Source organism: Pseudoalteromonas arctica A 37-1-2 (assembly GCF_000238395.3).
Classification (GTDB): Bacteria; Pseudomonadota; Gammaproteobacteria; order Enterobacterales; family Alteromonadaceae; genus Pseudoalteromonas; species Pseudoalteromonas arctica.
In genome coordinates, this window is sequence record NZ_CP011026.1 from 636,048 (window position 1) to 657,382 (window position 21,335).

Genomic DNA, 21,335 nt, shown 5'->3' on the forward strand with positions numbered 1-21,335 from the left:
TTGCTGTACTTTAAAGTTTAGTGACAAATGTACCTGCTTAGGGTTTAATTACTTAGTATTATATAAAAACTAAGAAGTAGGTAATGTGTCTGTATTTGTTGCAAGGCAAGCAATATTCAATCGAAGTAAAAAAGTAGTAGCCTATGAGCTACTTTTTCGTGATAGTCCAAAAAATTATTTTCCAGATATTGCAGAAGGCCAAGCAACAGCAAGGCTTATTATGGAAAATCAATTAAATTTAGGTACACGCCATATTACATCAGGCAAAAAAGCGCTTATTAATATAGGACCAGAATCATTAAAACTCGATTTATGTGCTTTCCTACCATGCCAAGACGTTGTGATTGAGTTACTCGAAACCATAGAGCCCACCGACGATAACTATGAACTGTGCCGAGGTTTATTTCATAGTAACTACAAACTCGCACTCGATGACTTTGTATATAAACCACAGTGGGATCGTTTTTTAAAGCTTGTGAAGCTCATTAAATTTGATATTGCGATTACACCTCTTAGCGAAATACAGCCCATAATTAATAAGTTACAAACGCATAAACAAATAAAAATACTAGCCGAAAAAATAGAAACGCAAGAAGACTATAAGCTCGCCTTTGATATGGGGTTTGATTATTTTCAAGGCTATTTTTTTGCAAAACCTACCATGATCAAACAAAATGACATTGATTATAATTATGGTTTAGTCGTCGCTATTTACGCCGAAATAATGAAAAACAGTCCAGATATAAAAGCTATATCTGGACTGTTTGAGCTTGATGCTGCACTTGCATATAAATTACTGCGTTTAATTAACAGCGGTGTTTTTCCTATACAAAGCCAAATATCGTCATTAAAGCAAGCGCTTGTGTATTTAGGCCATGAACGCCTTAAAAAGTTTGTGAGCCTTATTGTTACTGCTCATACAGCGGGTAAAAAGCCTGCAGAGCTAATGCAAGTGTGTGTTGTACGTGCTCGTTTTTGTGAGTTGTTAGCAAAAAAGGTTAATAAGAGCCAGTCAGGCGAAGCATTTTTAACTGGGTTATTTTCACTGCTAGATGCAATCCTTGATCAACCAATGAGCTTACTTGTTGAAAAGCTACCTTTCCCTGATGAAATAAAAACGGCATTATTAGGGGATAAAAACACACTTTATTATATTTTAAACGTTGTTAAAGCATATGAAACAGGAAGCTGGTGGGCACTTGAACAAGCTGTACTTTTGCTAAATATAGACAGTGCTATACTTCCTCCACTTTACCAGCAGTCAGTCGATTGGGCTGACAGTTATAAGAATAATATTTAACGGATAATAGCTTTAATGCGCAATTATAATATGGACTTTATTCGCGGCGTTGCCGTACTTGGCCTAGTTTACATGAATGCTTACGCCTTCGGCCTTTTTGAATACGGGTATACCTCTTTAACTAATCCTCCTGTTAGCGACTCAATTATTCACACCTTTAGCAGCTTGTTTGTAGACGGGCGTTTTAGAACACTGTTTAGTTTGCTTTTTGGTGCCGGGCTTTATATTCAGTGGCAACGTTATAAGTCTGAATTGCAGTTAAAAAGCAGGCTCTATTGGTTAATCCTCTTTGGTTTAGCGCATGGTTTTTTACTTTGGGCAGGTGATATTTTATTTGTTTACGGTGTATCTGGCTGGTTTGTTATTAAATATTTAGAGCGTGATAGCGCTGTTCTTTTAAAAAGAGGACTTGAGTTTATTTTGTTATCGGGTGTAGCTACTGTGCTTATTGTATCTAGCGTACCCGATGAAGTGATTTACCGCGATTCAGCACAGTTTATAGATTTATATAACCCACACTATATTGATTACTTTATTAGTAACCTCGCCATGAACACATTGATGCTTGTTATGGTGCCAATAATGACAATGTGGATGTGCGTGGGCCTTATGCTCATTGGCATTTATTTATATAAACAAGGCGTTTTTAGTAAAGGCTTAACGACTCAGCAATTAATAGTTTGCGGTGCAATGACCCTTGTTTTTTGTGGAATCAGGCTTTATGCATCACAGCTTAATGGCAGCTTAGGATATGGGGTGCAAGAATTTGTAAATATGTTTGCGGCCCTAGGTATGGCTACGCTGTATATTCATTTAATTGTTAAATTTTGCAATAACAGCACACACGTCGGCACGCTTATTCAACAAGCAGGGCGCTTAGCATTTACTTTATATATTAGCCAAACACTCATACAACTGTTGTTATATAAAGTGCTATTTACGCACTGGGTGCTCAGTTTTGATCGTATTGACTACTGGTTAGTTGCAACGGCATTAGTTGCGCTGCAGCTTATATTTACCTTTTTATACAGTCGCTATTTTAATCAAGGTCCGCTTGAATGTGTATGGCGTAAATTAACTAAAGTAAAAATTAGTGCTTAAACACCTATAAATAGTAAATTAGGGGCGAAAAAATAGTGTGGGTGGTTTACACTACTCGCCTTAAAAATTACTACGCTATAAGTGCCATGACTGAATTAAAACGTTTAAATAAATTTATTAGTGAAACAGGATTTTGTTCACGCCGCGAAGCCGATAAATATATTGAGCAAGGTCGTGTCAGCGTTAATGGCTACTCACCAGAAATGGGCGTAAAAGTAGCCGCTACCGATGTTGTATTAATTGATGGTAAGCCTCTTAAAGCCACGCCAAAGCGCGTTTACATTGCCTACAATAAACCCGTTGGCATAACGTGCACTACCGAAAGTAAAATTCAAAGTAATATTATTCGCGCGGTAAATTATCCTACGCGCATATTCCCAATAGGGCGCTTAGATAGACCGTCTGAAGGGCTTATATTTTTAACTAACGAAGGCGATATCGTTAATAAAATTTTACGTGCGGGCAATAATCACGAAAAAGAATACGTTGTTACGGTAGATAAACCGCTTAATCGTCAGTTTGTTACAAAAATGGCGAATGGTGTGCCTATTTTAGATACCGTTACTAAAGAATGTAAAGTAACGCAAAGTGGCCCCAAAGAATTTAAAATAGTACTTACTCAAGGTTTAAACCGTCAAATACGCCGCATGTGTGAATACTTAGGCTACGAAGTTGTAACCTTAAAACGTACGCGCATAATGAACGTAACACTTAAAGGTTTAAAAGTAGGGCAGTGGCGTCACTTGTCAGATATTGAAATGGCGCAAATAAACGATTCGATTTCTGATTCTGGTAAAACCCAAGAGCACTCGCTTGATACTAATAAGCAATCAGAAAATAATGCACCTTTAGCACCTAAAAAACGTGATTTTCAGGGCGAAAACCCACGACGCTTTAATAATGGTGATCGAAATAATGAGCGTAGTACTGAGCGAAATACAAATCGTAACTCTGAGCGCAGCAACGCTAACACAGAGCGCAAAAATGAGCGCAGTAATACTCCTTACCAAAAGCGTTCTACAACGTATGTGGGTAAGCCAAAAAGCATTAAAGAGAACAAGTCGTCTAATGCTAAATCAGACTCAAAACCAAGTTCGGACCGTATTCTCAGTCTAAAAAAATAATGTGCAGCTAAGTGGTATTCTACTACCACTGTATTTCTTGTACTATTTGACCAAGTGGGCTTTTAACGCCCACTAAGTTTACGTTGTTATTTTGCAAACCCACCAATCTACCTTTATCTAAATACCATCTAAAAGTGTGCTTTTTATAGCTTTTTAAATCCAGTACAGTCAGTTTTGCGCAACTGTATTCATAATCAGTTGGGCAAGTACCTACTTCGAGTAACTGATATTCTTGCTGCCATATATTATCGCCGTATTTATTAGCCAGTAACTTTACTGAAATACATACTGACGTCCACAACCATAAGTAAATTAAAATAGGTAAACCGATTGGTATAAATACTGAACGGAATTTCCCGTGCTCAACAATATAATCTTTAACCGTATGTTTAAATTCAAAGTTATTATTGTATTTTTTATATAGGTGCCTAAATAAAGCAACCGATAACACGATCGTCATTATTGGAAATAACGTAAATGTTAAGGTGTTATATATACCATTGGGAATAAAAGCGGGATCAGCTTGTTCATCCCATGCAAGTAAAACCAGTGGAGGAGCCGTTGCTAAAAGTAGCAGAGCGCTGTTGAATAGTTGTTTAAAGGTCACAGGTATTCACTTATAAAATGCTGCTTGTATAAAGCCAAAATTAGCGCTTAATGTTTAGCTATTGAATGCTAAAGCCAATATAAAATAAGAGTATACCTAAATAAATTGTAATCGCCGATAACGAGTTTTTAGAGCGCAGGCGCTTAACGAGGTCGCGTGTGCCATCAACCATACCGGAAATAACCAGTAGTATGCCCCCTGTAAAACGGTAGTTGTTTAAGTTCACGTTACCACTATCGTCAGTTATAAAGCGTAAATAACCAAAAATTATAAAAAGACTGCCTGCTATTAGTACTGCAATTTTAAAGTTTTCCAATGCTTTTCCATAATATTGAGTTAGATACTAAAACGCCACTAAGTTGAGTCATTATAATTTTACTATATTTCGAATTTAAATTTTGCCTAAATCCATTAAATGGCCTCATTATGTCGCTATATTAGGCGTATATACGCTAAAGCCTGATTTATATTGTGCATTAGCAAGTACACCTTAGTTATATTTTGGGTAAGCTGTTAAGATGCGCCGTCTTAATAATGTAGAAAGGTTATAGAAGTAACATGTCAAAATTTTTCTTTATGGGTAAGCCCGACATAATGGGTAAAAATAACAGTAATGGATTTGCGCCAAATCGTACCGCAAAGGTAGGCACAGAGTTGCACCCGTTAACGCTAATTGTAAACTCAGCTGAACGACAATCAGAAATAGAAGCAATACTAGAAGAGCATTCGCTGTTTGCTTCAATTGAAGTTAAAGCAGACGTACCAGAAGATATTCGCGAACTAGACTTTGCGCTTAGCAAGTCAACACCACAAGTATTTGATAAAGTACCAGAGCGTAACGCACCTTGTGTATGTGGTAGCGGCAAAAAATATAAAAAGTGTTGCGGTTAGTTTTTTAACAACTAAATATGTAGCCTTTCTTTTTTCATCGGTATTAAATAAAAATGCCACAGGATTTTGAGCCTGTGGCATTTTTTAATGTTAACCAATTATATGTTTAACTACTTACGTGGCTCGTAATCAATTCTAAATATAACCGTGTAAAGTACTGGCACTACAATGAGGGTTAGTATGGTGGCAAAGCCTAAACCGAACATTATGGTTACCGCCATTGATTGAAAAAACACGTCAAATAACAGCGGGATCATACCCAAAATAGTGGTTATAGCTGCCATTGCAACTGGTCGTACACGGCTCACACCAGAGTCAAACACGGCTTCATAGGGCGATTTACCTTCCCTTAATTCAAGATTTATTTGATCAACTAATACAATACCGTTTTTAATTAGCATACCGCTTAAGCTTAACAAACCAAGTAGCCCCATAAAGCTAAACGGCGCATTCATCGCTAACAAGCCCGCACTTACACCAATAATAGCCAACGGCACAGTTGCCCAAATAACAAGTGGCTGTTTAAGTGAGTTAAAAAGTAATACCGTGACTGCAAACATCGCTAAATAACCCAGCGGTAATGAGCCAAATATTGCTTTTTGCGCCTTGCTTGATGACTCAAACTCGCCGCCCCATTCTAGTTGGTAACCACGCGGTAGTTCCATGTTCTCTATTGGGCCGCGAATACGCGCAAATAATTTAGCGGGCGTTTCGTCTCCTAATACATTGTGATCGGCCATTACTGTAATAGTTCGTTTGCGATCGCGGCGCATTATTAGGCTGTCTTCCCACTGCACATCAAATTCGTCTACAACTTGAGTCACTGGTACAAATACACCAAGAACTGGGCTGTATATTTGAAGGTCGTGTACGCTTTCTACGTTTAAGCGCTCGTTAGCAGGAGATCGAGCAATAATGGGTAGTAACTGTGTACCATCGCGATATACGCCCACTTGTTTACCCGATAAGCTCGTTAGTAATACATTGTCTAAGTCTGATTTACTAATACCTAATCGACGTGCTTTTTGCTCGTTAAATTGCGGGCGAATCATTTTGGTACGTGCGCGCCAGTCATCACGAATATTATATGCACCATCGTCGCTACCAATCAATTCTTCGGCTGTAGCAGCGAGTTGTCTTAAAATAACAGGATCAGGGCCCGAAAAACGTGCTTCTATTTTTGCATCAGTAGAGGGGCCAATTTCCATCGGTTTAATTTTAAGCTGTGCAGAGAGTGCATGGTTGCTTGAGTAATCACGCACTGTTTGCATTACAGTTGCTACGGCTTCTCTGTCGGCAACACGAATAATTAATTGCCCGTACGCGGGGTATGATTTTTCTGGCGCGTAGGTAAGCATAAAGCGCGGTGCACCTTGGCCTGTTGTGCTTGTTACTTCTTCAACAAGGTCTTCTTTTTGTAAAAACTCTTCGAGCTTTTTAACGCCCTCAAGGGTTGAGCGAATATCAGAGCCTTGCTCTTGCCAGTAATCTACATAAAACATAGGTGTATTAGAGGCAGGAAAAAACGACTGTTTTACAGAGCCAAAACCAATAACCGCAGTACACAGTAAAACAACCATTAATATAAGCGTGGTTTTTCTAAAGTGCAGCGCTAAATCTAAAATCGCTTTGTAACCATTAAAAATAAAACCTTTATATGGGTCTTCATCTTCTTGGCCTTCTTCGTTTTTAAATTCGTTTTCTTTAAACATTAAATTGGCAAAAAATGGCGTTAGCGTAATGGCTGTTATCCAGCTTAATAAAAGCGAAATAAACAACACCCAAAACAAGCTACCGGCAAATTCACCACTGGCATCAGAGCTTAAACCAATTGGCGCAAAGGCAGTGACTGCAATTACTGTTGCACCTAGTAAAGGCCATTTTGTTTGCTCAACAATATTAACAGCCGCTTTGAGTTTTGTTTGGCCACGTTTAAGGTTTATCAGTATGCCTTCAGTGACGACTATTGCATTATCGACCAGCATACCAAGCGCAATAATAAGTGCCCCAAGCGATATACGTTGCAAGTCGATAGCAAACAACTTCATAAATATAAACGTACCCAGTACAGTAAGCAGTAAAATACCACCAATTAAAATGCCGCTTTTTAAACCCATAAATAACAGCAGTACAACAATAACAATCGCAATGGCTTCAAGTAAGCTGATAATAAAACCATCAACCGATTTTTGAACCTCTTGTGGTTGGTTGTATACCGAATTTATGTGAATACCATGAGGGCGTTGATATTCAAGTGATGCTAAATGCTCGTCTATGTTTTTACCCACATCAACCACGTTAACACCCGACATAAACGACACGCCAATAAGTAAAGCTTGCTGAGAGTTATAACGAATAATGTTATTTGGTACTTCTGCGTACTCTCTGTAAACCTTTGCTACATCGCCTAAGTAAATAAGCTCATTGGCACCTGATTTTGAAATTAATAAGGTTTCGAGCTCTTTTACATCTTTAAATTCGCCAGTAGGATGCAAGCGAATTGACTCATCGCCCACGCGAATTTTACCCGCGTTAGATACCGTATTTTGCGATTGCAATAACTGGAATATATGGCTTGGCGCAATACCTAATTGAGCAAGTTTACGCGTAGAAACTTCAACCATTACTTGCGCTTGTTGTTGCCCCGCAACGGTTACTTTACTAACGCCTTTAACCAATACCAGTTCACGCTTTAAAAAATCGACGTAATCTTTAAGCTCGTCATACGAATAACCATCGCCGGTTACCGAATACATAACACCGTAAACATCGGCAAAGTCGTCCAAAATAGTGCTTGGGTAAACACCACTGGGTAATGACGGAGAAAGGTCGTTAATTTTACGACGCATTTCATCCCAAATTTGGCGAAGCTGCTCTTTACGATAATTGCTTTTCATTTCTACTGAAATTTGTGATTTACCGTTAGATGAAATAGACGTAACGTAGTCAACATAAGGCAATTGCTGAATCGCGTTTTCAATCGGAAAAGTGACTTCTTCTTCAACTTGCTGCGGCGAAGCGCCAGGGTACATGGTAATAACCATGGCTTTTTTAAGCGTAAACTCAGGGTCTTCTAGTTGCCCTAAATCAAAGTACGACACACTACCGCCAATTAATAGCAGCAGCGTAAACATCCAACTGATTACTTTTTTCTCTATGGAGAGTTGTGCAAAGCTCATAATTATAAGCCTCGCTCTTTATTCCATGCTCTTACTTTCATGCCTTCTTTTAGTGAATGCACACCGGCTGAAACCACAATTTGGCCCTCTTCAATACCGCTTAATACTTCAATGCCATCGCGGTGCAACTGGCCAACCTTTACAGCTTGTTTATGCACTTGGCTAGTTTTTGAATCAAAAAGCCATACGTAGGCGTTATCTTCAATTGATTCTTGCGGCTCAGAAAACACCGACTCGATAGGTAATATTGTATAAGCAACTTGCGAGCGTGTTACTTTACTTAAATCTATAAGCACGCTACCCGTCATACCCGCTAGTAAATTAAAGTCCTCAGGTACTGGTAGCGAAAACACAACTTTATAGGTAAGTGTTGCAGGATCTGCTTGGGTGTCCCACTCTTTAATATCAAGTGTGTATTCTTTATCGTCAAAGCCATCAAACTTTACAGTAGGGTGGTAATCGGTGCCTTTTTTAAGGCGAGCGATTATTTTTTCAGGAACCTGAATTTCTACGTCCATTAAATCGCGTGTTTCTAAGCGTAATATATTTTGCTTTGCTTGAATATTTTCAAAGTTTTTAACAAACACCTTAGCGACCGTGCCTGAAAATGGTGCGCGTAGTTCACTGTATTCAAGGTTCGTTTGTGCAATTCTAAATGCAGATTCAGCAATTTGCATATTAGCAGTGGCTTGATCTAATTCTGATTGGCTGGTGATTTTTTTCTCAAACAATTGCTCAATACGGCCAAGTTGTGATTTTGCCAGCTCAAAGCGCGCTTTGCGTTCGTCAAACTGTAATTGAAAATCTTCTGGATCCAGTTTTGCTAATAAATCACCTTTTTCAACGTGTTCACCAGCAAGCACAGGAAACTTAATAAGTTCACCGTTTACCCTAAAAGCAAGGTACGAGCCTTGGTTTGCAACAACTTCAGCAGGAAAACTACGAATGTTAATTTGCGTATCATGACCTATGTTGAATAATTTAACAGGGCGAATAGGCTCTTCTTTAACTTGTTGTTCTGGCTCAGAACAGGCTATTAAGCTAAGTAAGGTCGTTGTTAATAAACATAGACGAAAGAGTTTCATGTCTTCTCCGTTGCAATGATGGCAAAATAATTAAGTGCAGCATACGCTGCAAACATATAAAATAAAAATCATTAAATTTTAGAAACTCAATAAGTTTTATTTATGATGTTGCAGGGCGGTATATGAAGCTGAATCAATTAATAATTTTAGATGCCATAGTGCAAAGCGCAAGCTTAAGCGGAGCAGCACTAAAGCTACATAAAACGCAGCCCGCGCTTACACTCGCCATTAAAAACTTAGAAGCCAAAATAGGATTTGAGTTACTAGACAGAAGTAAGTACCGATTACAGCTTACTGAAAAAGGGCGTGTTTTTCACCGCGAAGCGCAGCAACTACTGCATGCCAACGACGAGCTAGCACAGCTCGCTAAAGAATTGGCATTAGGTAATGAACCCCAATTTAGAGTTTGTTACGAACAACTTTGTCATATGCAGAGTTATAACGAGATCATAAGTAATACTTTTAGGTTGTTTACCAGCACAGAGTTTAGCTTAACAAGCGGGAAGCGCTTTATTTCATTAGAGCAAGTAAACAGTGGGCAAGCCGAATTAGGCATTGGCCCGTGGTTTGATTTATTTCATGCGACAGGCGATTTAGAAAGCGTACCCATAGGCAGGCTCGATATTGGTATTGTGAGCGCTAAAGGCGTACTCCCTCAAAAGCTCACCTATAGCGAACTGCAAACGTATCCGTGTTTAGCCATGTTTGAAAGTGACTTGAGTATCGACAGCGACAGGCTATCGTACTCAAAAGGCTCCGCCATGATGAAAATTGATGATGTATCGACCCTAAAATCGTTTTTACTCTCAGGTGCGGGTTGGGCAATGATGAGCCTAGAGCACTGCGACCCTGAAATAAAAGCAGGCTTACTTCAAGAAATACACATCACTGACCGAGAGCATAAATTTAGCGCGCAAATTAGAGCCTTTAGGCAGCATGCAATGCACCACGGCCCTGTAGCGCGTACTATCTGGGAGCAATTTAAACAATTAAGTAAGGAATATTCTAACAACAATGGATATTGATAAAGAAACACTTATTTATACTGTTATCGCAGGCATACCAGTAGGAAAAGTAGCAAGTTACGGGCAAATAGCCGGCTTGGCCGGTTATCCGCAAAATTCACGGTTGGTGGGGCGCTTATTAAAAGTGATGCCAAACGACTCGGTTATACCTTGGCACAGGGTAGTGAATAGCCAAGGTAAAATATCGTTTCCAGCGGGTAGCGAAAAATACCAAGAACAACGCGAAAAGTTATTATCAGAAGGAGTGTTGTTTAAAAACGACAAAGTAAATATGCGCGAGTGCCGGTGGGAGTGATATGACTATTATTGGCAGGTAAGTGCCATAGCTGACTACGACGACTTAGCCTTTTGCTATGTGCATTTTTGCCAGTGATACTCCATTTGCTTAGCTGTTTGCTCAGCTAAATTTAAGGTCGATAGTTCTGACACTAAGTGTAAACTCATATCAATTCCAGCTGATATGCCACCAGAAGTTATATATTTACCTTGAGAGACCCAACGATGATCACTCACAACATTTAATTTCGGGTAGGTAGCAGTGAGATCGGCTATATCTTCCCAATGCGTTGTAACTGTTAAACCATTTAGTAAATCAGCTTCAGCTAAAATGAACGCTCCTGTACAGACAGATGCGACTCTTTTTGATGTACTAGCAACATTCGAAATCCAAGATATTACAGTAGGCTTTTTAACTTCCTCTGTATGTATACCTCCAACAACTATAAGCACATCAATATTCGGATGGGTCTCAAATGAGAAATGTCCGTGCACTAGAAAACCACCACGAGCTTGTACAACATCAGGTTTTTCAGAAACTAAAAATACATTCCAATTTTTATTGCCTAAACGATTTGCAGTACTTAAAACTTCAAATGGTCCAGAGAAATCAAGAACTTCTGCATCATCGTATATGTATATTCCGATATTCATACTCTGTATACTCCATTACATATAACAATCTTAAAATGCGCTAATCACGAATACTTCTGCTGTTGCCACACTCATTTTTCTGCTTCATATAGTTTTAACAAATTCCCTAAAATATTACTATTACTAAGTTTTCTATTATCTTTGGTAAAGCTAAATGTAACAATATGCGGGTGTCGCAAAAGTGCCAATTCCGGACGGTGTTGTTTTTTTTTGATACATAAAAATCAAGGGTTGACCCCTTTAGCATACCTACATATCTATTCCTCTGTATCAAACCCAGCAATAAACTCATCGATAGAGGTTTTGAGGTTTTCTTCATGGCTTTTGATTTTTCCAAGAGCCAGCATAGCTTGCTGTTTAGCCTTATCTTGATCCCCTCTCTCTTTGTAGCCTTTGGCCAGATTAAACAGCACCCATGCAGAATCTGAATAAAGCCCTGCGTTATATTGCAACAGCTCCATGCCTTTTTCGGGCGACTCAAGCCCTGTCATATAATATGAGGCAAAATTGATCGCACCTTTTCGAGGTTTGATCTCCTGAAATAAGTCTTGCGACAGCAGCTTAAAATGTTTATCAAAACCTTCTGGCCCCTCTGTAAAAACTCTAAAGGGTACTGACCAGTTACGATACAATTCATTGGTGGAATTAACCAGACCAGTCATTAACGTCGCTACGTGGGGCAGCGTTTGCAAATGTTCTATCTTAAATCTGAGGCCGTTGGGTTTGGTTTCTTCCAGAAATGCCTTTAATTCTAAAAAACCCTCACGCATAGCTATTGCCGAATCATCAATCACCTGAAAACCTTCATCTCCTAGATTGACATAAAGAAACTGATTCAAATCTTCTTCTGAAGACAGATACCTTTTCAGTTTAGGCAATGTGACTTCATTACCCCAGTGAATAGAAGGACTTAATGCAACGTGGGCAGTAAACAAACCCGGTCGGGAGTGCATTGCATGCAAAGAAAGAAGCCCGCCAAGAGAGTGTCCGCTTAGGGTTTTAAAATCAGAGGTTTGATAGTGCTTATCGACAAAGGGAAGCAACTCTTTCTCTATATAATCTAAAAAGGCATCAGCACCACCACCTTGTTTATATTCGACATGTTCAGTCGGTGTGTAATCCCTGATTCTGCTTTCGTTTTCAATTGCAATCAATATCATGTGTGGAGCCAAACCATTCTCGTAATAGGATGACATAACCCCCTGAATCATGTCCTTGTAATATTTGCCATCCAGAAAATAATAAACTGGATATTTATAGTCCGGAAAGTCACCATAATTATCAGGCAGATAAACGGTGACGTTTTGCTTTTCTCCCAACGTCTTAGAGTTAATTATGTGTTCTTTAACAATGACAGCATTGGCAGAAAATAGAGGAAAAAGACAAATGATTGTGGCGAGGAGCCTTAGCTTTTTTAAGTAGTTCATAAAATTCCCTGTTTATCATTTTTTCGAGATAAGTTGCCGAATAATAACTTTAATGAAAAGCGATTAAGGTGGCCATATAAAGATAATTTAATTAGGTCATGCAATAAAAGCAATTGCCATGATGCAACTAAAAATTAAACCAGACTACCACCTTAATTGAACAAACAAACCTATCCCAATTAATATGGATGGCATCCTAATTTCTACTGAACTTCGCAAAAGTGCCAATTGCAGACATTGGTAACTTTGATGTCCCAGGGAGTCTGCGAGCGCCTTGATGCGTTTGTTATATGCCAAGCTCTCTCAATTTTCTATCTAGAACCAGTCCAATATCAGCTAAAATACCATCATGCTCGTAGTCAAGAAAAATTCTCACATCGTTGCGATCACCATTGGCATCAACTCTTGGTATGCAAAAGCCACGTGAGCACTCATTAGGGTTTACTACATCTCTCTCTTCACTGCCATAGTATGGGAGAACATAGTGAATATTTGGCATTGATATATCCATCATGACTAAATGATCGTTTCCCCTTGGAGCATCAACACTCCTATGAGCAGAATATTTCATTCTCAAAGGAATAATTTTAAGAATATTAGGCATTTCTGAGTCAACCACTTTTATGAAATCAGATTTAAAAAAGTAATAGATTTGACCTAATCTGATCAGATACGCAACTACCTCATGAAACCAAAAAGGTTGCTCCCTCACTTTTGTCTGCGCCATATAGTTATCAAAGTGGTATTCCAGTCCCTGAACCATAGTTTTAACACCAGAAACCTGCTTGTAGTGCACTTCATAATCTTTTAATTGATCGAGTTTGTGAAGAATGCTGTTGATCATGAACCACTCCCTGAGTTTCCCTTGGCATATAACACTTTATAAGAGGACATTTTCCCTATTTTAGCGCGAAAACGTCCTTCTTTTATGAACTTATGTTAATAGCAAATAGTGAAAACTATTGGTAGCTATAAATATTATGCTTACTGTAGCTTATTTAAAAATGTAGAAAAGGGGAAAAGTCTCCTCTTATTCTTACTAAATTAATGACCGCTCACCTGAATGACCGGTTATCGCTCAAACCAGACCACTTTAATTGGCTATACCAGCTCAATAAACGTAATTGCTAATTGAAATATAATGGCAAACACACCCAGCAATAACAAATAAGTGCCAAATAGCGTGGCTAAATTGGGTGCTTTTAGCGCTGTAAAATAATGTACCTAAACTATAAAAAATACCGCCGGCAAGTAGCCAGTAAAGTGCTTTTACATCAACACTAGAATAAAGTGGATACACTATAGCCAGTGCAAACCAACCCATGAGCAAGTAGGTGGCGAGTGATATTTTTTTATTACCGTTTTTTACAAATACTTTGTACGCAACGCCTGCTAGTGCCACAGTCCAAATAAATGTAAGTGTTGCCCATGACCAAGCACCGGTTAATGAGATTAATAAAAAGGGAGTGTAGGTGCCGGCAATTAATAAGTATATGGCGCAGTGATCGCACTTTTTATAAAAGGCTCTTAAGCGCGGTTGAATACTGGCGTGGTACAAAGTGGATGACAAAAACAGCACAAATAGGCTGCTGCCATAAATTGCAGTACTAATATACGCTTTAGTGCTGGTGGCTTGGCTAAATAAATCCCACATAACAAACGCGGCAAATATAATACCGAGTGCATGGCTGATTACGTTTAATTTCTCTTCTTTACGGGAATAAGGCGCTTCTAACGACATAACTGTTCCTACCACTATTGGAATTAATTTCAGTGTACAACTGTACGCTGAAAGTTTCAATCTTAGCTGTGAGTAATTCTAAATAACTTTATTTGATACGCTACTTTAGCTTTTACTTGATTTTAAAGAGAATTAATTCACTATGTTGGTGTCTAGTGTAATACATATTACGAGCTGAAATAACCATGAAACAAGATCTAAAAGCTGCTTTACTTACCGCCATTGTTTATCCTGGAGCGGGACATTTTTCTTTAAAAAAACACCTTATAGGCGCTATTTTTGCGGGTGTCTTTTCTGTTCTTTTAATTTTAACCCTTCAAGATATATTTGCGATTGCACAGTGTACTGCAAATGAAATTGTACACGGAAAAATCCCCATGTCGGTTACGGCCATTTTAAAAGCAGCGCAACAACCATCTGACGCTTGCGCTCAACTCGCTGAATATAAGTATGTACCTTTAATGATTATAATTTGGGTGCTGAGCATGATGGATGCATACCGTTTGGGCAGAAAAGCGCTGCCCACTAAAAAATAAGCCACTTAATTAGAACTCGGTTTGGTTGGCTTATTAATTTCCTTCCCGCATATTTATCCCTGATATTTAGCTATTATTGATGGCGGTAATAATTATTATTACCGCCTTTTCATTTTTATACATATTTTTTGTAACCGAGATTTTTTGCCCGCATCATGTAAACATCGTGTAAATGCCTGTATATACCCAGTAAAATCCTCAAACCTCGTTAAATCGCTCACTTGTTGATATTTAGTTAACTAAAATCCTTATCTTTGTACCTTTTTATTCATTTAATGTTAATAAATAAGTGGTACTTTCTGCTCGCCAAATTAACTTTATTTGACTATTAAGTATTGGTTTGGTGTCAATTTATTACGTCAAGCAATGACGACTGATAATTTCAATTTAAGGAAATACGATGAATAACAGTTCAAATAATCACAAAAGAAAGGATTTTAAAGTGGCGAGCTTATCGTTAGCTTTATTATTAGGATGCTCAACAATGGCTAATGCCGCTGTTGAGAAGTTAACGGTGAGTGGGAATCAAATTCTTGCGGGTGGAGAAAACACAAGCTTTGCAGGACCTAGCCTATTTTGGAGTAATACGGGGTGGGGCGCTGAAAAATTTTATACAGCAGAAACAGTAGCAAAGGCAAAAACTGAATTTAATGCAACATTAATTCGTGCAGCTATTGGTCATGGTACGAGTACTGGTGGTAGTTTGAACTTTGATTGGGAGGGCAATATGAGCCGTCTTGATACTGTTGTAAACGCAGCTATTAGCGAAGATATGTACGTTATTATTGATTTTCATAGCCATGAAGCACATACCGATCAAGCAACTGCAGTTCGCTTTTTTGAAGACGTAGCTACCAAATATGGGCAGTACGACAATGTTATTTATGAAATTTATAACGAGCCGTTACAAATCTCATGGGTTAACGATATTAAGCCTTACGCAGAAACAGTTATTGATAAAATTAGAGCAATCGACCCTGATAACTTAATTGTGGTTGGAACGCCTACGTGGTCGCAAGATGTTGATGTGGCATCACAAAACCCAATTGATCGTGCCAATATTGCTTACACTCTGCATTTTTATGCTGGCACACATGGTCAATCGTATCGAAATAAAGCACAAACAGCACTCGATAACGGCATTGCACTATTCGCCACAGAGTGGGGAACAGTTAATGCTGATGGTAATGGTGGTGTTAATATCAATGAAACCGATGCATGGATGGCATTTTTTAAAACAAACAATATTAGCCACGCTAACTGGGCTTTAAACGATAAAAACGAAGGTGCTTCGTTATTTACTCCAGGCGGTAGTTGGAATTCACTAACATCGTCAGGCACTAAAGTTAAAGAGATCATTCAAGGTTGGGGTGGTGGTAGTAGCAATGTTGATTTAGATAGCGACGGGGATGGCGTAAGTGACAGCCTTGATCAGTGCGATAATACTTCCGCAGGTACAACGGTTGATAGTATTGGTTGTGCAGTAACTGACAGCGATGCCGATGGTATAAGCGATAATGTTGATCAATGCCCTAATACACCTGCAGGTGAAACTGTTAATAATATAGGTTGTGTTGTTGAAGTAGTTGAGCCACAAAGCGATGCGGATAACGATGGTGTGAATGATGATATTGATCAGTGCCCAGATACACCCGCTGGTACAAGTGTTGATACAAACGGATGCAGTGTTGTAAGTTCAACAGATTGTAATGGTATTAATGCATACCCTAATTGGGTGAACAAAGATTACTCAGGTGGTCCGTTTACTCACAATAACACTGACGATAAAATGCAATATCAAGGTAATGCATACAGTGCAAATTGGTATACAAACAGCATTCCCGGAAGTGATGCTTCGTGGACGCTTCTTTATACTTGTAATTAAGCACGTTAAATAAAATATGCGAAGAAGGTAAATAATACATTTACCTTCTTTTTAAAAGTATTAGCCTTTATAAACACTTTGGTGTTGTTCAACAATATTGTAGCTTGGTGAGTTTATGTTATCTATATAGCGCCAATCGGTTGTGATTTGCTCTTTAGTAATAGTCAGTAACATATACCCACGGTGTGATAAGTCACAATAATTTAAGTCGTTTATTAGCAATGAAAGCGAGTCAGCCATCTGCTTTGCTTGTGCTGTATTAAGCGCTAAATAATGCTCCATACCCGGGGATGTAACACCAGGTGTTGCAAACTCTACTCCTACGCTTTCGCCTTTTGCATTTTTTAATGTGCCATGCCACGCATTGTGCGTATCACCTGCAACCACGACTAACTTTTTATTTAATGCAGTAACGCTTTTGTATAATGCTTCGCGCTCGCTTGGGTAACCATCCCACGCATCTAAATTATAAGGCATTAAAGTATTTACGCGTGCGAGTTGCGCGGGTGTTACCGCTTTATTAGCTAACACGGCTTTTTTAATGGCAACAAGCTCTTTTAACACCTGAGGTATTTTAGTGCGATCGGATTGCGAGAATATTTCAGTAGGTAGCCACATTTTAGTCATCAATACTTGCTGGCCCAATACTTGCCATTTTGCATTTGATTTAGTTATTGCACTCGTGAGCCAGTTTAGTTGTGTGTTACCTAGTAACTGCCTATTTGGATTATTTAAATCACTGACAAAGCGCGCAACATCCATTTGCTTGGTCTCGGGGTTTTTATAGTCGCTGTAAGCAAGTTGTTTATCGCGTGCTATTACGCGCGTATCTAGCATGTGCAAGCTTATTAAATTACCAAAATCGAAGGTGCGATATATTTGCGGGCTTTGTTCGCCCATAGGCGGCCTAATTGGTAGCCATTCGTAATAGGCTTGAATAGCTGCTGCACGGCGCTTAAAAAAGTCACCTTCATCAGGAGTATGATTTTCAGCACCACTTTTATAGGTATCGTTGGTAACTTCGTGATCATCCCATATTGCGATAAATGGCGCTGCAGCGTGAAGTGCTTGTAAGCCTTGGTCTGTTCTGTAAATAGCATAGCGCTTACGATAGTCGCTAAGGGTAATAATTTCACCGCTGTTATCGGCTGCTAATTGGCGGCCAATTTTTTCAGCATTTTCGGTAGCGTATCCGCCCATTGGGTATTCGTAAATGTAATCTCCCAAATGCAGTACCACATCTAAATCTTTTTGCTTAGCGGCATCGGTGTAGGCATTAAAGTACCCAGCAGGGTAGTTTGAGCAAGACACAACAGCCATTTTTACTTGTTCAACATTGTTTATTGGTAGTGTTTTAGCACGGCCTATAGGGCTTTGTGTATTCAAACCCACAAACCGATAAAAGTACTCTGTGTTTGGAGCAAGTTCTTGTACATCTATTTTTATTGTAAAGTCTCGGCTTTTATCTGTTTGTTCTTGCCCGCTGCGAATAATGTTTTTAAATTGAGAGTCACTTGCCAGTTCCCAAGCAACAGTAACTTCAAAATTTGATTGAGAAGGAGTTGCACGTGTCCAAATTATTAAAGCATGACTAAGCGGATCGCCACTCGCTACACCGTGTTTAAATTCAATAGCCGATAGAGGTTTGTTTATTAATGTTTGAGCACAACCTGTAATGGCACTCGATACTGCGACGGTAAATATGCTTGCTGCTGAGGTTTTTAAAAAATTTCGACGTGATGAAAGAGTCATACTGCACTTTTTGAATTATTTATAGTGGTGTGCACTTTAGCGGGTAGATATGACGTTTTTATAAACGCTAAATGTATTTAGTGTGACGGTATTAATACCTTTAAATCCTTTTATTTATTAACTAAAAAGTAGTCAAAAAATTAAATTAAATGGTTAAATTAACGAGAGATGAATTTTTAAAATTAAAGTAATGCGTGTAAAGTTGTTTAATTACAATTGGTTAAAGTTTATTTTTATGTTGGCACAACCCTTGAGTATATAACTACGTCTAAACAATACACAAACAAGGAACACCATTATGAAACATTCAATTAAAATCGCTATGGCAAGTTTATTAGTATTAGGTTCTGCGCAAGTACACGCAACAGAGGTGGACCTAGATGTAACTGATATATTAACTCAAAGTGTAGCAAGCTATGTTAAGCAAACCACAATCGAGCTTGAAAAATCACTAAAGGAAACGCTTTATTTTGATGCTAAAACTGTTTTAGAGGGTTTATTAGATGAGCCCGTTTTAACAGATAGCACAGCGCTTAAAAATACTGATACTAGTATAAAAAACGTAAAATAAATCATTTAAAGGATTAAAACGATGAGCAGTGAACTTGGATTATTTGCATTAATGTTAGCACCCGTAGTCAGTATGATTAGCGCTTATTACTCGGTTCAAGTGTTTAAAGCTATGGGAGGTTGGTTTAATCTTTAGCCAATTATATAGCTGGTAATTAATTCGATTCATACAAAGCTGATCGACTTAGCAAAAGCGCACGTAAATAAAGGCAGAGTGTTTGAAATAAGTAGACTTTATGAAACGTGCGATTTTTCCATTACCCATTTTTATGTTACCTGAAGGTTATACGCGATTACGCATATTTGAGCCTCGCTACTTAAATATGGTTAAAACCGCATTAAAAAATAATACAGGGTTTGTGCTTTGTACTTTTGAGCATGACACGCCTTTTAATATAAGCGCGCAAGGTTGCCTTGTTGATATTATTGATTTTGACCAAGACGATAACGATGTATTATTAATTGATGTATTTGCATCGCAAAATGTGCAAATTAATGATGTTTATCAAGACGAAGACGAATTACGTCATGGCTTGGTATCGCCTTGTAATACCCCGTATTGGTACAAAGATTCTAACAATCAAATTGGTGAACATTACCTACTACACGACGCGCTTAAAAACGTGTTTGATGGTAATCCGGAACTTAATTTGTTGTACAAGAAAACTCATTTTGACAAGCTTCCCTGGATTGCAGCACGTTGGCTCGAACTCCTACCTGTTTCTATTGAGAAAAAACAGCAACTTGCGTTTGAAACGAATTTTGATAACTTACTGAATTTCCTCCATACTGTGATTAATAACGAATTTGCCTAAATTTTATGATCCTAAATTAATTATTGCCCGTATTACTTAATACAAAAGCAATAACGGGATAAATTATTATGGTAAGTCAACAACAGTCACCACGTTGTGAACCTAATACAGGTAAGTACACTGCCATGCCAGAAACGCCGAGTAAAGAGCTCATGCAAGCGCTTATAGATGTTGCGCAATCACGCGATAAAAAAGCGTTTTCATATTTATTTGAATACTTTGCGCCAAAAATTAAACGCTTTGGAATTAAGCAGTTTGGTGTTGAAGCCCAAGCCATGGAGCTTGTGCAAGAGACATTAACGTCTGTTTGGCGTAAAGCACATTTGTATCATAGTGAAAAAGGCGCTGCGACTACGTGGGTTTATACCGTTATGCGTAACGCTTCGTTCGATATGCTTCGTAAAATGAAAAGTAATAAAGAAGAAAATATAAGCGAAGATATTTGGCCGTTACTAAACGACTCACAAGATACGCATCACGAATACAGTGATCATTTAGAAGATAAGCAAATTAAGCGTTATTTAGACAAATTACCAATTGCTCAACGCGAAGTGGTAAGAGGCGTTTATTTTCAAGATATGTCGCAAGAGCAACTTGCACATCAACTTAATATTCCAGTAGGCACGGTAAAATCACGGTTACGTTTGGCCTTGCAAAAATTACGTAATGAAATGGGAGATCAGCATGATTAAACATCACCCGAGTGAAACTTTACTGACACAGTATTGCGATGCATCACTTGCTACATCATTGAGTTTAGCCGTTTCTATTCACGTAGACATGTGCCCTGTGTGCCAAGCTAAAGTAGCTAAAATTGAAGCTAGTAATGCAAATGCATTATTTAGTGAAGAGCCTGGTCAATTTGAGAAACCTCAAACTGAGAAATCTGATTTACTTGAAGAATTTGAACTAAATGTTCTCGATATGATCATGTCTGATGATTCTATCGATGAAGTTTACGAAGTAGAGCCTGTCTCTATTAAAGTGAATGAGCATAACTATCAGCTTCCACGTGCTTTAACACGTATTTCTCATAGCAAATTTACACAAGTTGGTAAACTGGCACGATCTCGCGTTTCGCTTGATGATGGTGCGCTGCGTTCTAGCTTGCTACATATTGATGCCGGTGGCGAAATTCCTGAGCATACACATACCGGATTTGAAGTTACTTTACTACTAGACGGTGAGTTTAGTGATGAAGATGGTAATTACGTACCAGGCGACTTTATTTGGCAAGATGGTAGTCATCAACATACACCTTTAACGAAAGATGGATGTTTATGCTTTACAGTTGTCAGTAGTGCGCTACATTTTAATAAGGGCTTCAGCAAGTTACTAAATCCAATAGGTAATTTGATTTACTAAGA

At 38.5% G+C, this 21,335-nt stretch carries 21 protein-coding genes; 12 read left to right on the top strand and 9 right to left on the bottom strand.

Going from position 1 to position 21,335, the window contains the following annotated elements; genetic code table 11:
* Positions 1-85 precede the first annotated feature (85 nt).
* From PARC_RS20360 to rluF, 3 genes are all read left to right on the top strand, one after another.
* On the top strand, positions 86-1,300 hold the full coding sequence (locus tag PARC_RS20360) for an EAL and HDOD domain-containing protein (RefSeq protein WP_010552997.1): 1,215 nt from the start codon (positions 86-88) through the stop codon (positions 1,298-1,300).
* 15 nt (positions 1,301-1,315) lie between these two features.
* On the top strand, positions 1,316-2,401 hold the full coding sequence (locus PARC_RS20365) for a DUF418 domain-containing protein (protein WP_010552996.1): 1,086 nt from the start codon (positions 1,316-1,318) through the stop codon (positions 2,399-2,401).
* 86 nt (positions 2,402-2,487) lie between these two features.
* Positions 2,488-3,525 carry a 23S rRNA pseudouridine(2604) synthase RluF gene (gene rluF / locus PARC_RS20370; RefSeq protein WP_033012488.1) on the top strand — a complete coding sequence of 346 codons (1,038 nt, stop codon included), beginning with the start codon at positions 2,488-2,490 and terminating at the stop codon, positions 3,523-3,525.
* Positions 3,526-3,547: 22 nt separating this feature from the next.
* On the opposite strand, the gene PARC_RS20375 is transcribed toward rluF, so the two are convergent.
* Both PARC_RS20375 and PARC_RS20380 read right to left on the bottom strand, forming a co-directional pair.
* Positions 3,548-4,132, bottom strand: a complete 585-nt coding sequence (locus PARC_RS20375) for a hypothetical protein (RefSeq protein ID WP_010552994.1) — start codon at positions 4,130-4,132, stop codon at positions 3,548-3,550.
* A gap of 58 nt (positions 4,133-4,190) precedes the next feature.
* Positions 4,191-4,448 carry a hypothetical protein gene (locus PARC_RS20380; protein ID WP_010552993.1) on the bottom strand — a complete coding sequence of 86 codons (258 nt, stop codon included), beginning with the start codon at positions 4,446-4,448 and terminating at the stop codon, positions 4,191-4,193.
* A 242-nt stretch (positions 4,449-4,690) separates the two neighbouring features.
* On the opposite strand from PARC_RS20380, the gene PARC_RS20385 reads away from it, so the two are divergent.
* On the top strand, positions 4,691-5,023 hold the full coding sequence (locus PARC_RS20385) for a PBPRA1643 family SWIM/SEC-C metal-binding motif protein (RefSeq protein WP_010552992.1): 333 nt from the start codon (positions 4,691-4,693) through the stop codon (positions 5,021-5,023).
* A gap of 110 nt (positions 5,024-5,133) precedes the next feature.
* Here the strand turns inward: PARC_RS20385 and PARC_RS20390 are convergent, their stop codons facing one another.
* A complete protein-coding gene (locus PARC_RS20390) occupies positions 5,134-8,202 on the bottom strand; it encodes an efflux RND transporter permease subunit (protein ID WP_010552991.1) in 3,069 nt (1,022 codons plus the stop codon).
* 2 nt (positions 8,203-8,204) lie between these two features.
* On the bottom strand, positions 8,205-9,287 hold the full coding sequence (locus PARC_RS20395) for an efflux RND transporter periplasmic adaptor subunit (protein WP_010552990.1): 1,083 nt from the start codon (positions 9,285-9,287) through the stop codon (positions 8,205-8,207).
* Positions 9,288-9,409: 122 nt separating this feature from the next.
* Here PARC_RS20395 and PARC_RS20400 point away from each other — a divergent pair, with 122 nt between their 5' ends.
* Together PARC_RS20400 and PARC_RS20405 are read left to right on the top strand one after the other, a co-directional pair.
* Positions 9,410-10,312 carry a LysR family transcriptional regulator gene (locus PARC_RS20400; protein WP_010552989.1) on the top strand — a complete coding sequence of 301 codons (903 nt, stop codon included), beginning with the start codon at positions 9,410-9,412 and terminating at the stop codon, positions 10,310-10,312.
* Positions 10,302-10,607: an MGMT family protein gene (locus PARC_RS20405; protein ID WP_010552988.1), complete on the top strand. Its 306-nt coding sequence runs from the start codon at positions 10,302-10,304 to the stop codon at positions 10,605-10,607. The genes PARC_RS20400 and PARC_RS20405 overlap by 11 nt, the downstream gene beginning before the upstream one ends.
* Positions 10,608-10,663: 56 nt before the next feature.
* Here the strand turns inward: PARC_RS20405 and PARC_RS20410 are convergent, their stop codons facing one another.
* The 4 genes from PARC_RS20410 to trhA form a co-directional block, all read right to left on the bottom strand.
* Positions 10,664-11,242 carry a DJ-1/PfpI family protein gene (locus PARC_RS20410; RefSeq protein WP_010552987.1) on the bottom strand — a complete coding sequence of 193 codons (579 nt, stop codon included), beginning with the start codon at positions 11,240-11,242 and terminating at the stop codon, positions 10,664-10,666.
* A gap of 257 nt (positions 11,243-11,499) precedes the next feature.
* Positions 11,500-12,669 (bottom strand): alpha/beta hydrolase, encoded by a 1,170-nt coding sequence (locus tag PARC_RS20415; RefSeq protein WP_010552986.1) that lies wholly within the window; start codon positions 12,667-12,669, stop codon positions 11,500-11,502.
* 286 nt (positions 12,670-12,955) lie between these two features.
* Positions 12,956-13,513, bottom strand: coding sequence for a hypothetical protein (locus PARC_RS20420; protein WP_010552985.1), 558 nt, complete (start codon positions 13,511-13,513; stop codon positions 12,956-12,958).
* Positions 13,514-13,780: 267 nt separating this feature from the next.
* Entirely contained in the window at positions 13,781-14,410 is a 630-nt protein-coding gene (trhA, locus tag PARC_RS20425; RefSeq protein ID WP_010552984.1) for a PAQR family membrane homeostasis protein TrhA, read from the bottom strand.
* A gap of 185 nt (positions 14,411-14,595) precedes the next feature.
* Here trhA and PARC_RS20430 point away from each other — a divergent pair, with 185 nt between their 5' ends.
* Positions 14,596-14,946: a hypothetical protein gene (locus PARC_RS20430; protein WP_010552983.1), complete on the top strand. Its 351-nt coding sequence runs from the start codon at positions 14,596-14,598 to the stop codon at positions 14,944-14,946.
* Positions 14,947-15,346: 400 nt separating this feature from the next.
* Positions 15,347-16,831, top strand: coding sequence for a cellulase family glycosylhydrolase (locus tag PARC_RS20435; RefSeq protein WP_010552982.1), 1,485 nt, complete (start codon positions 15,347-15,349; stop codon positions 16,829-16,831).
* 60 nt (positions 16,832-16,891) lie between these two features.
* Here PARC_RS20435 and PARC_RS20440 read toward each other — a convergent pair whose 3' ends face one another.
* Complete coding sequence (locus tag PARC_RS20440) at positions 16,892-18,583, bottom strand: alkaline phosphatase D family protein (RefSeq protein WP_010552981.1); 1,692 nt, start codon at positions 18,581-18,583, stop codon at positions 16,892-16,894.
* Between the two features lie 298 nt (positions 18,584-18,881).
* On the opposite strand from PARC_RS20440, the gene PARC_RS20445 reads away from it, so the two are divergent.
* The 4 genes from PARC_RS20445 to PARC_RS20460 all read left to right on the top strand — a co-directional run bounded on the left by PARC_RS20445 (position 18,882) and on the right by PARC_RS20460 (position 21,333).
* The gene (locus PARC_RS20445) at positions 18,882-19,154 is read left to right on the top strand and encodes a hypothetical protein (protein ID WP_010552980.1); all 273 of its coding nucleotides are present in this window, start codon (positions 18,882-18,884) and stop codon (positions 19,152-19,154) included.
* A gap of 235 nt (positions 19,155-19,389) precedes the next feature.
* Positions 19,390-19,968, top strand: a complete 579-nt coding sequence (locus PARC_RS20450) for an LON peptidase substrate-binding domain-containing protein (protein ID WP_010552979.1) — start codon at positions 19,390-19,392, stop codon at positions 19,966-19,968.
* 68 nt (positions 19,969-20,036) lie between these two features.
* Positions 20,037-20,660, top strand: a complete 624-nt coding sequence (locus PARC_RS20455) for a sigma-70 family RNA polymerase sigma factor (RefSeq protein WP_010552978.1) — start codon at positions 20,037-20,039, stop codon at positions 20,658-20,660.
* Entirely contained in the window at positions 20,653-21,333 is a 681-nt protein-coding gene (locus tag PARC_RS20460) for a ChrR family anti-sigma-E factor (protein ID WP_010552977.1), read from the top strand. The genes PARC_RS20455 and PARC_RS20460 overlap by 8 nt, the downstream gene beginning before the upstream one ends.
* The last annotated feature ends 2 nt before the right edge of the window (positions 21,334-21,335 follow it).

Bases quoted from the DNA above. Each gene is read 5' to 3' on its own strand.
- PARC_RS20430 (WP_010552983.1), top strand. From the start codon at position 14,596: ATGAAACAAGATCTAAAAGCTGCTTTACTTACCGCCATTGTTTATCCT.
- PARC_RS20410 (WP_010552987.1), bottom strand. From the start codon at position 11,242: ATGAATATCGGAATATACATATACGATGATGCAGAAGTTCTTGATTTC.
- PARC_RS20460 (WP_010552977.1), top strand. From the start codon at position 20,653: ATGATTAAACATCACCCGAGTGAAACTTTACTGACACAGTATTGCGAT.
- PARC_RS20455 (WP_010552978.1), top strand. From the start codon at position 20,037: ATGGTAAGTCAACAACAGTCACCACGTTGTGAACCTAATACAGGTAAG.
- PARC_RS20445 (WP_010552980.1), top strand. From the start codon at position 18,882: ATGAAACATTCAATTAAAATCGCTATGGCAAGTTTATTAGTATTAGGT.
- PARC_RS20440 (WP_010552981.1), bottom strand. From the start codon at position 18,583: ATGACTCTTTCATCACGTCGAAATTTTTTAAAAACCTCAGCAGCAAGC.
- PARC_RS20385 (WP_010552992.1), top strand. From the start codon at position 4,691: ATGTCAAAATTTTTCTTTATGGGTAAGCCCGACATAATGGGTAAAAAT.
- PARC_RS20450 (WP_010552979.1), top strand. From the start codon at position 19,390: ATGAAACGTGCGATTTTTCCATTACCCATTTTTATGTTACCTGAAGGT.
- PARC_RS20365 (WP_010552996.1), top strand. From the start codon at position 1,316: ATGCGCAATTATAATATGGACTTTATTCGCGGCGTTGCCGTACTTGGC.
- trhA (WP_010552984.1), bottom strand. From the start codon at position 14,410: ATGTCGTTAGAAGCGCCTTATTCCCGTAAAGAAGAGAAATTAAACGTA.
- PARC_RS20420 (WP_010552985.1), bottom strand. From the start codon at position 13,513: ATGATCAACAGCATTCTTCACAAACTCGATCAATTAAAAGATTATGAA.
- PARC_RS20395 (WP_010552990.1), bottom strand. From the start codon at position 9,287: ATGAAACTCTTTCGTCTATGTTTATTAACAACGACCTTACTTAGCTTA.
- PARC_RS20415 (WP_010552986.1), bottom strand. From the start codon at position 12,669: ATGAACTACTTAAAAAAGCTAAGGCTCCTCGCCACAATCATTTGTCTT.
- rluF (WP_033012488.1), top strand. From the start codon at position 2,488: ATGACTGAATTAAAACGTTTAAATAAATTTATTAGTGAAACAGGATTT.
- PARC_RS20400 (WP_010552989.1), top strand. From the start codon at position 9,410: ATGAAGCTGAATCAATTAATAATTTTAGATGCCATAGTGCAAAGCGCA.
- PARC_RS20390 (WP_010552991.1), bottom strand. From the start codon at position 8,202: ATGAGCTTTGCACAACTCTCCATAGAGAAAAAAGTAATCAGTTGGATG.
- PARC_RS20405 (WP_010552988.1), top strand. From the start codon at position 10,302: ATGGATATTGATAAAGAAACACTTATTTATACTGTTATCGCAGGCATA.
- PARC_RS20435 (WP_010552982.1), top strand. From the start codon at position 15,347: ATGAATAACAGTTCAAATAATCACAAAAGAAAGGATTTTAAAGTGGCG.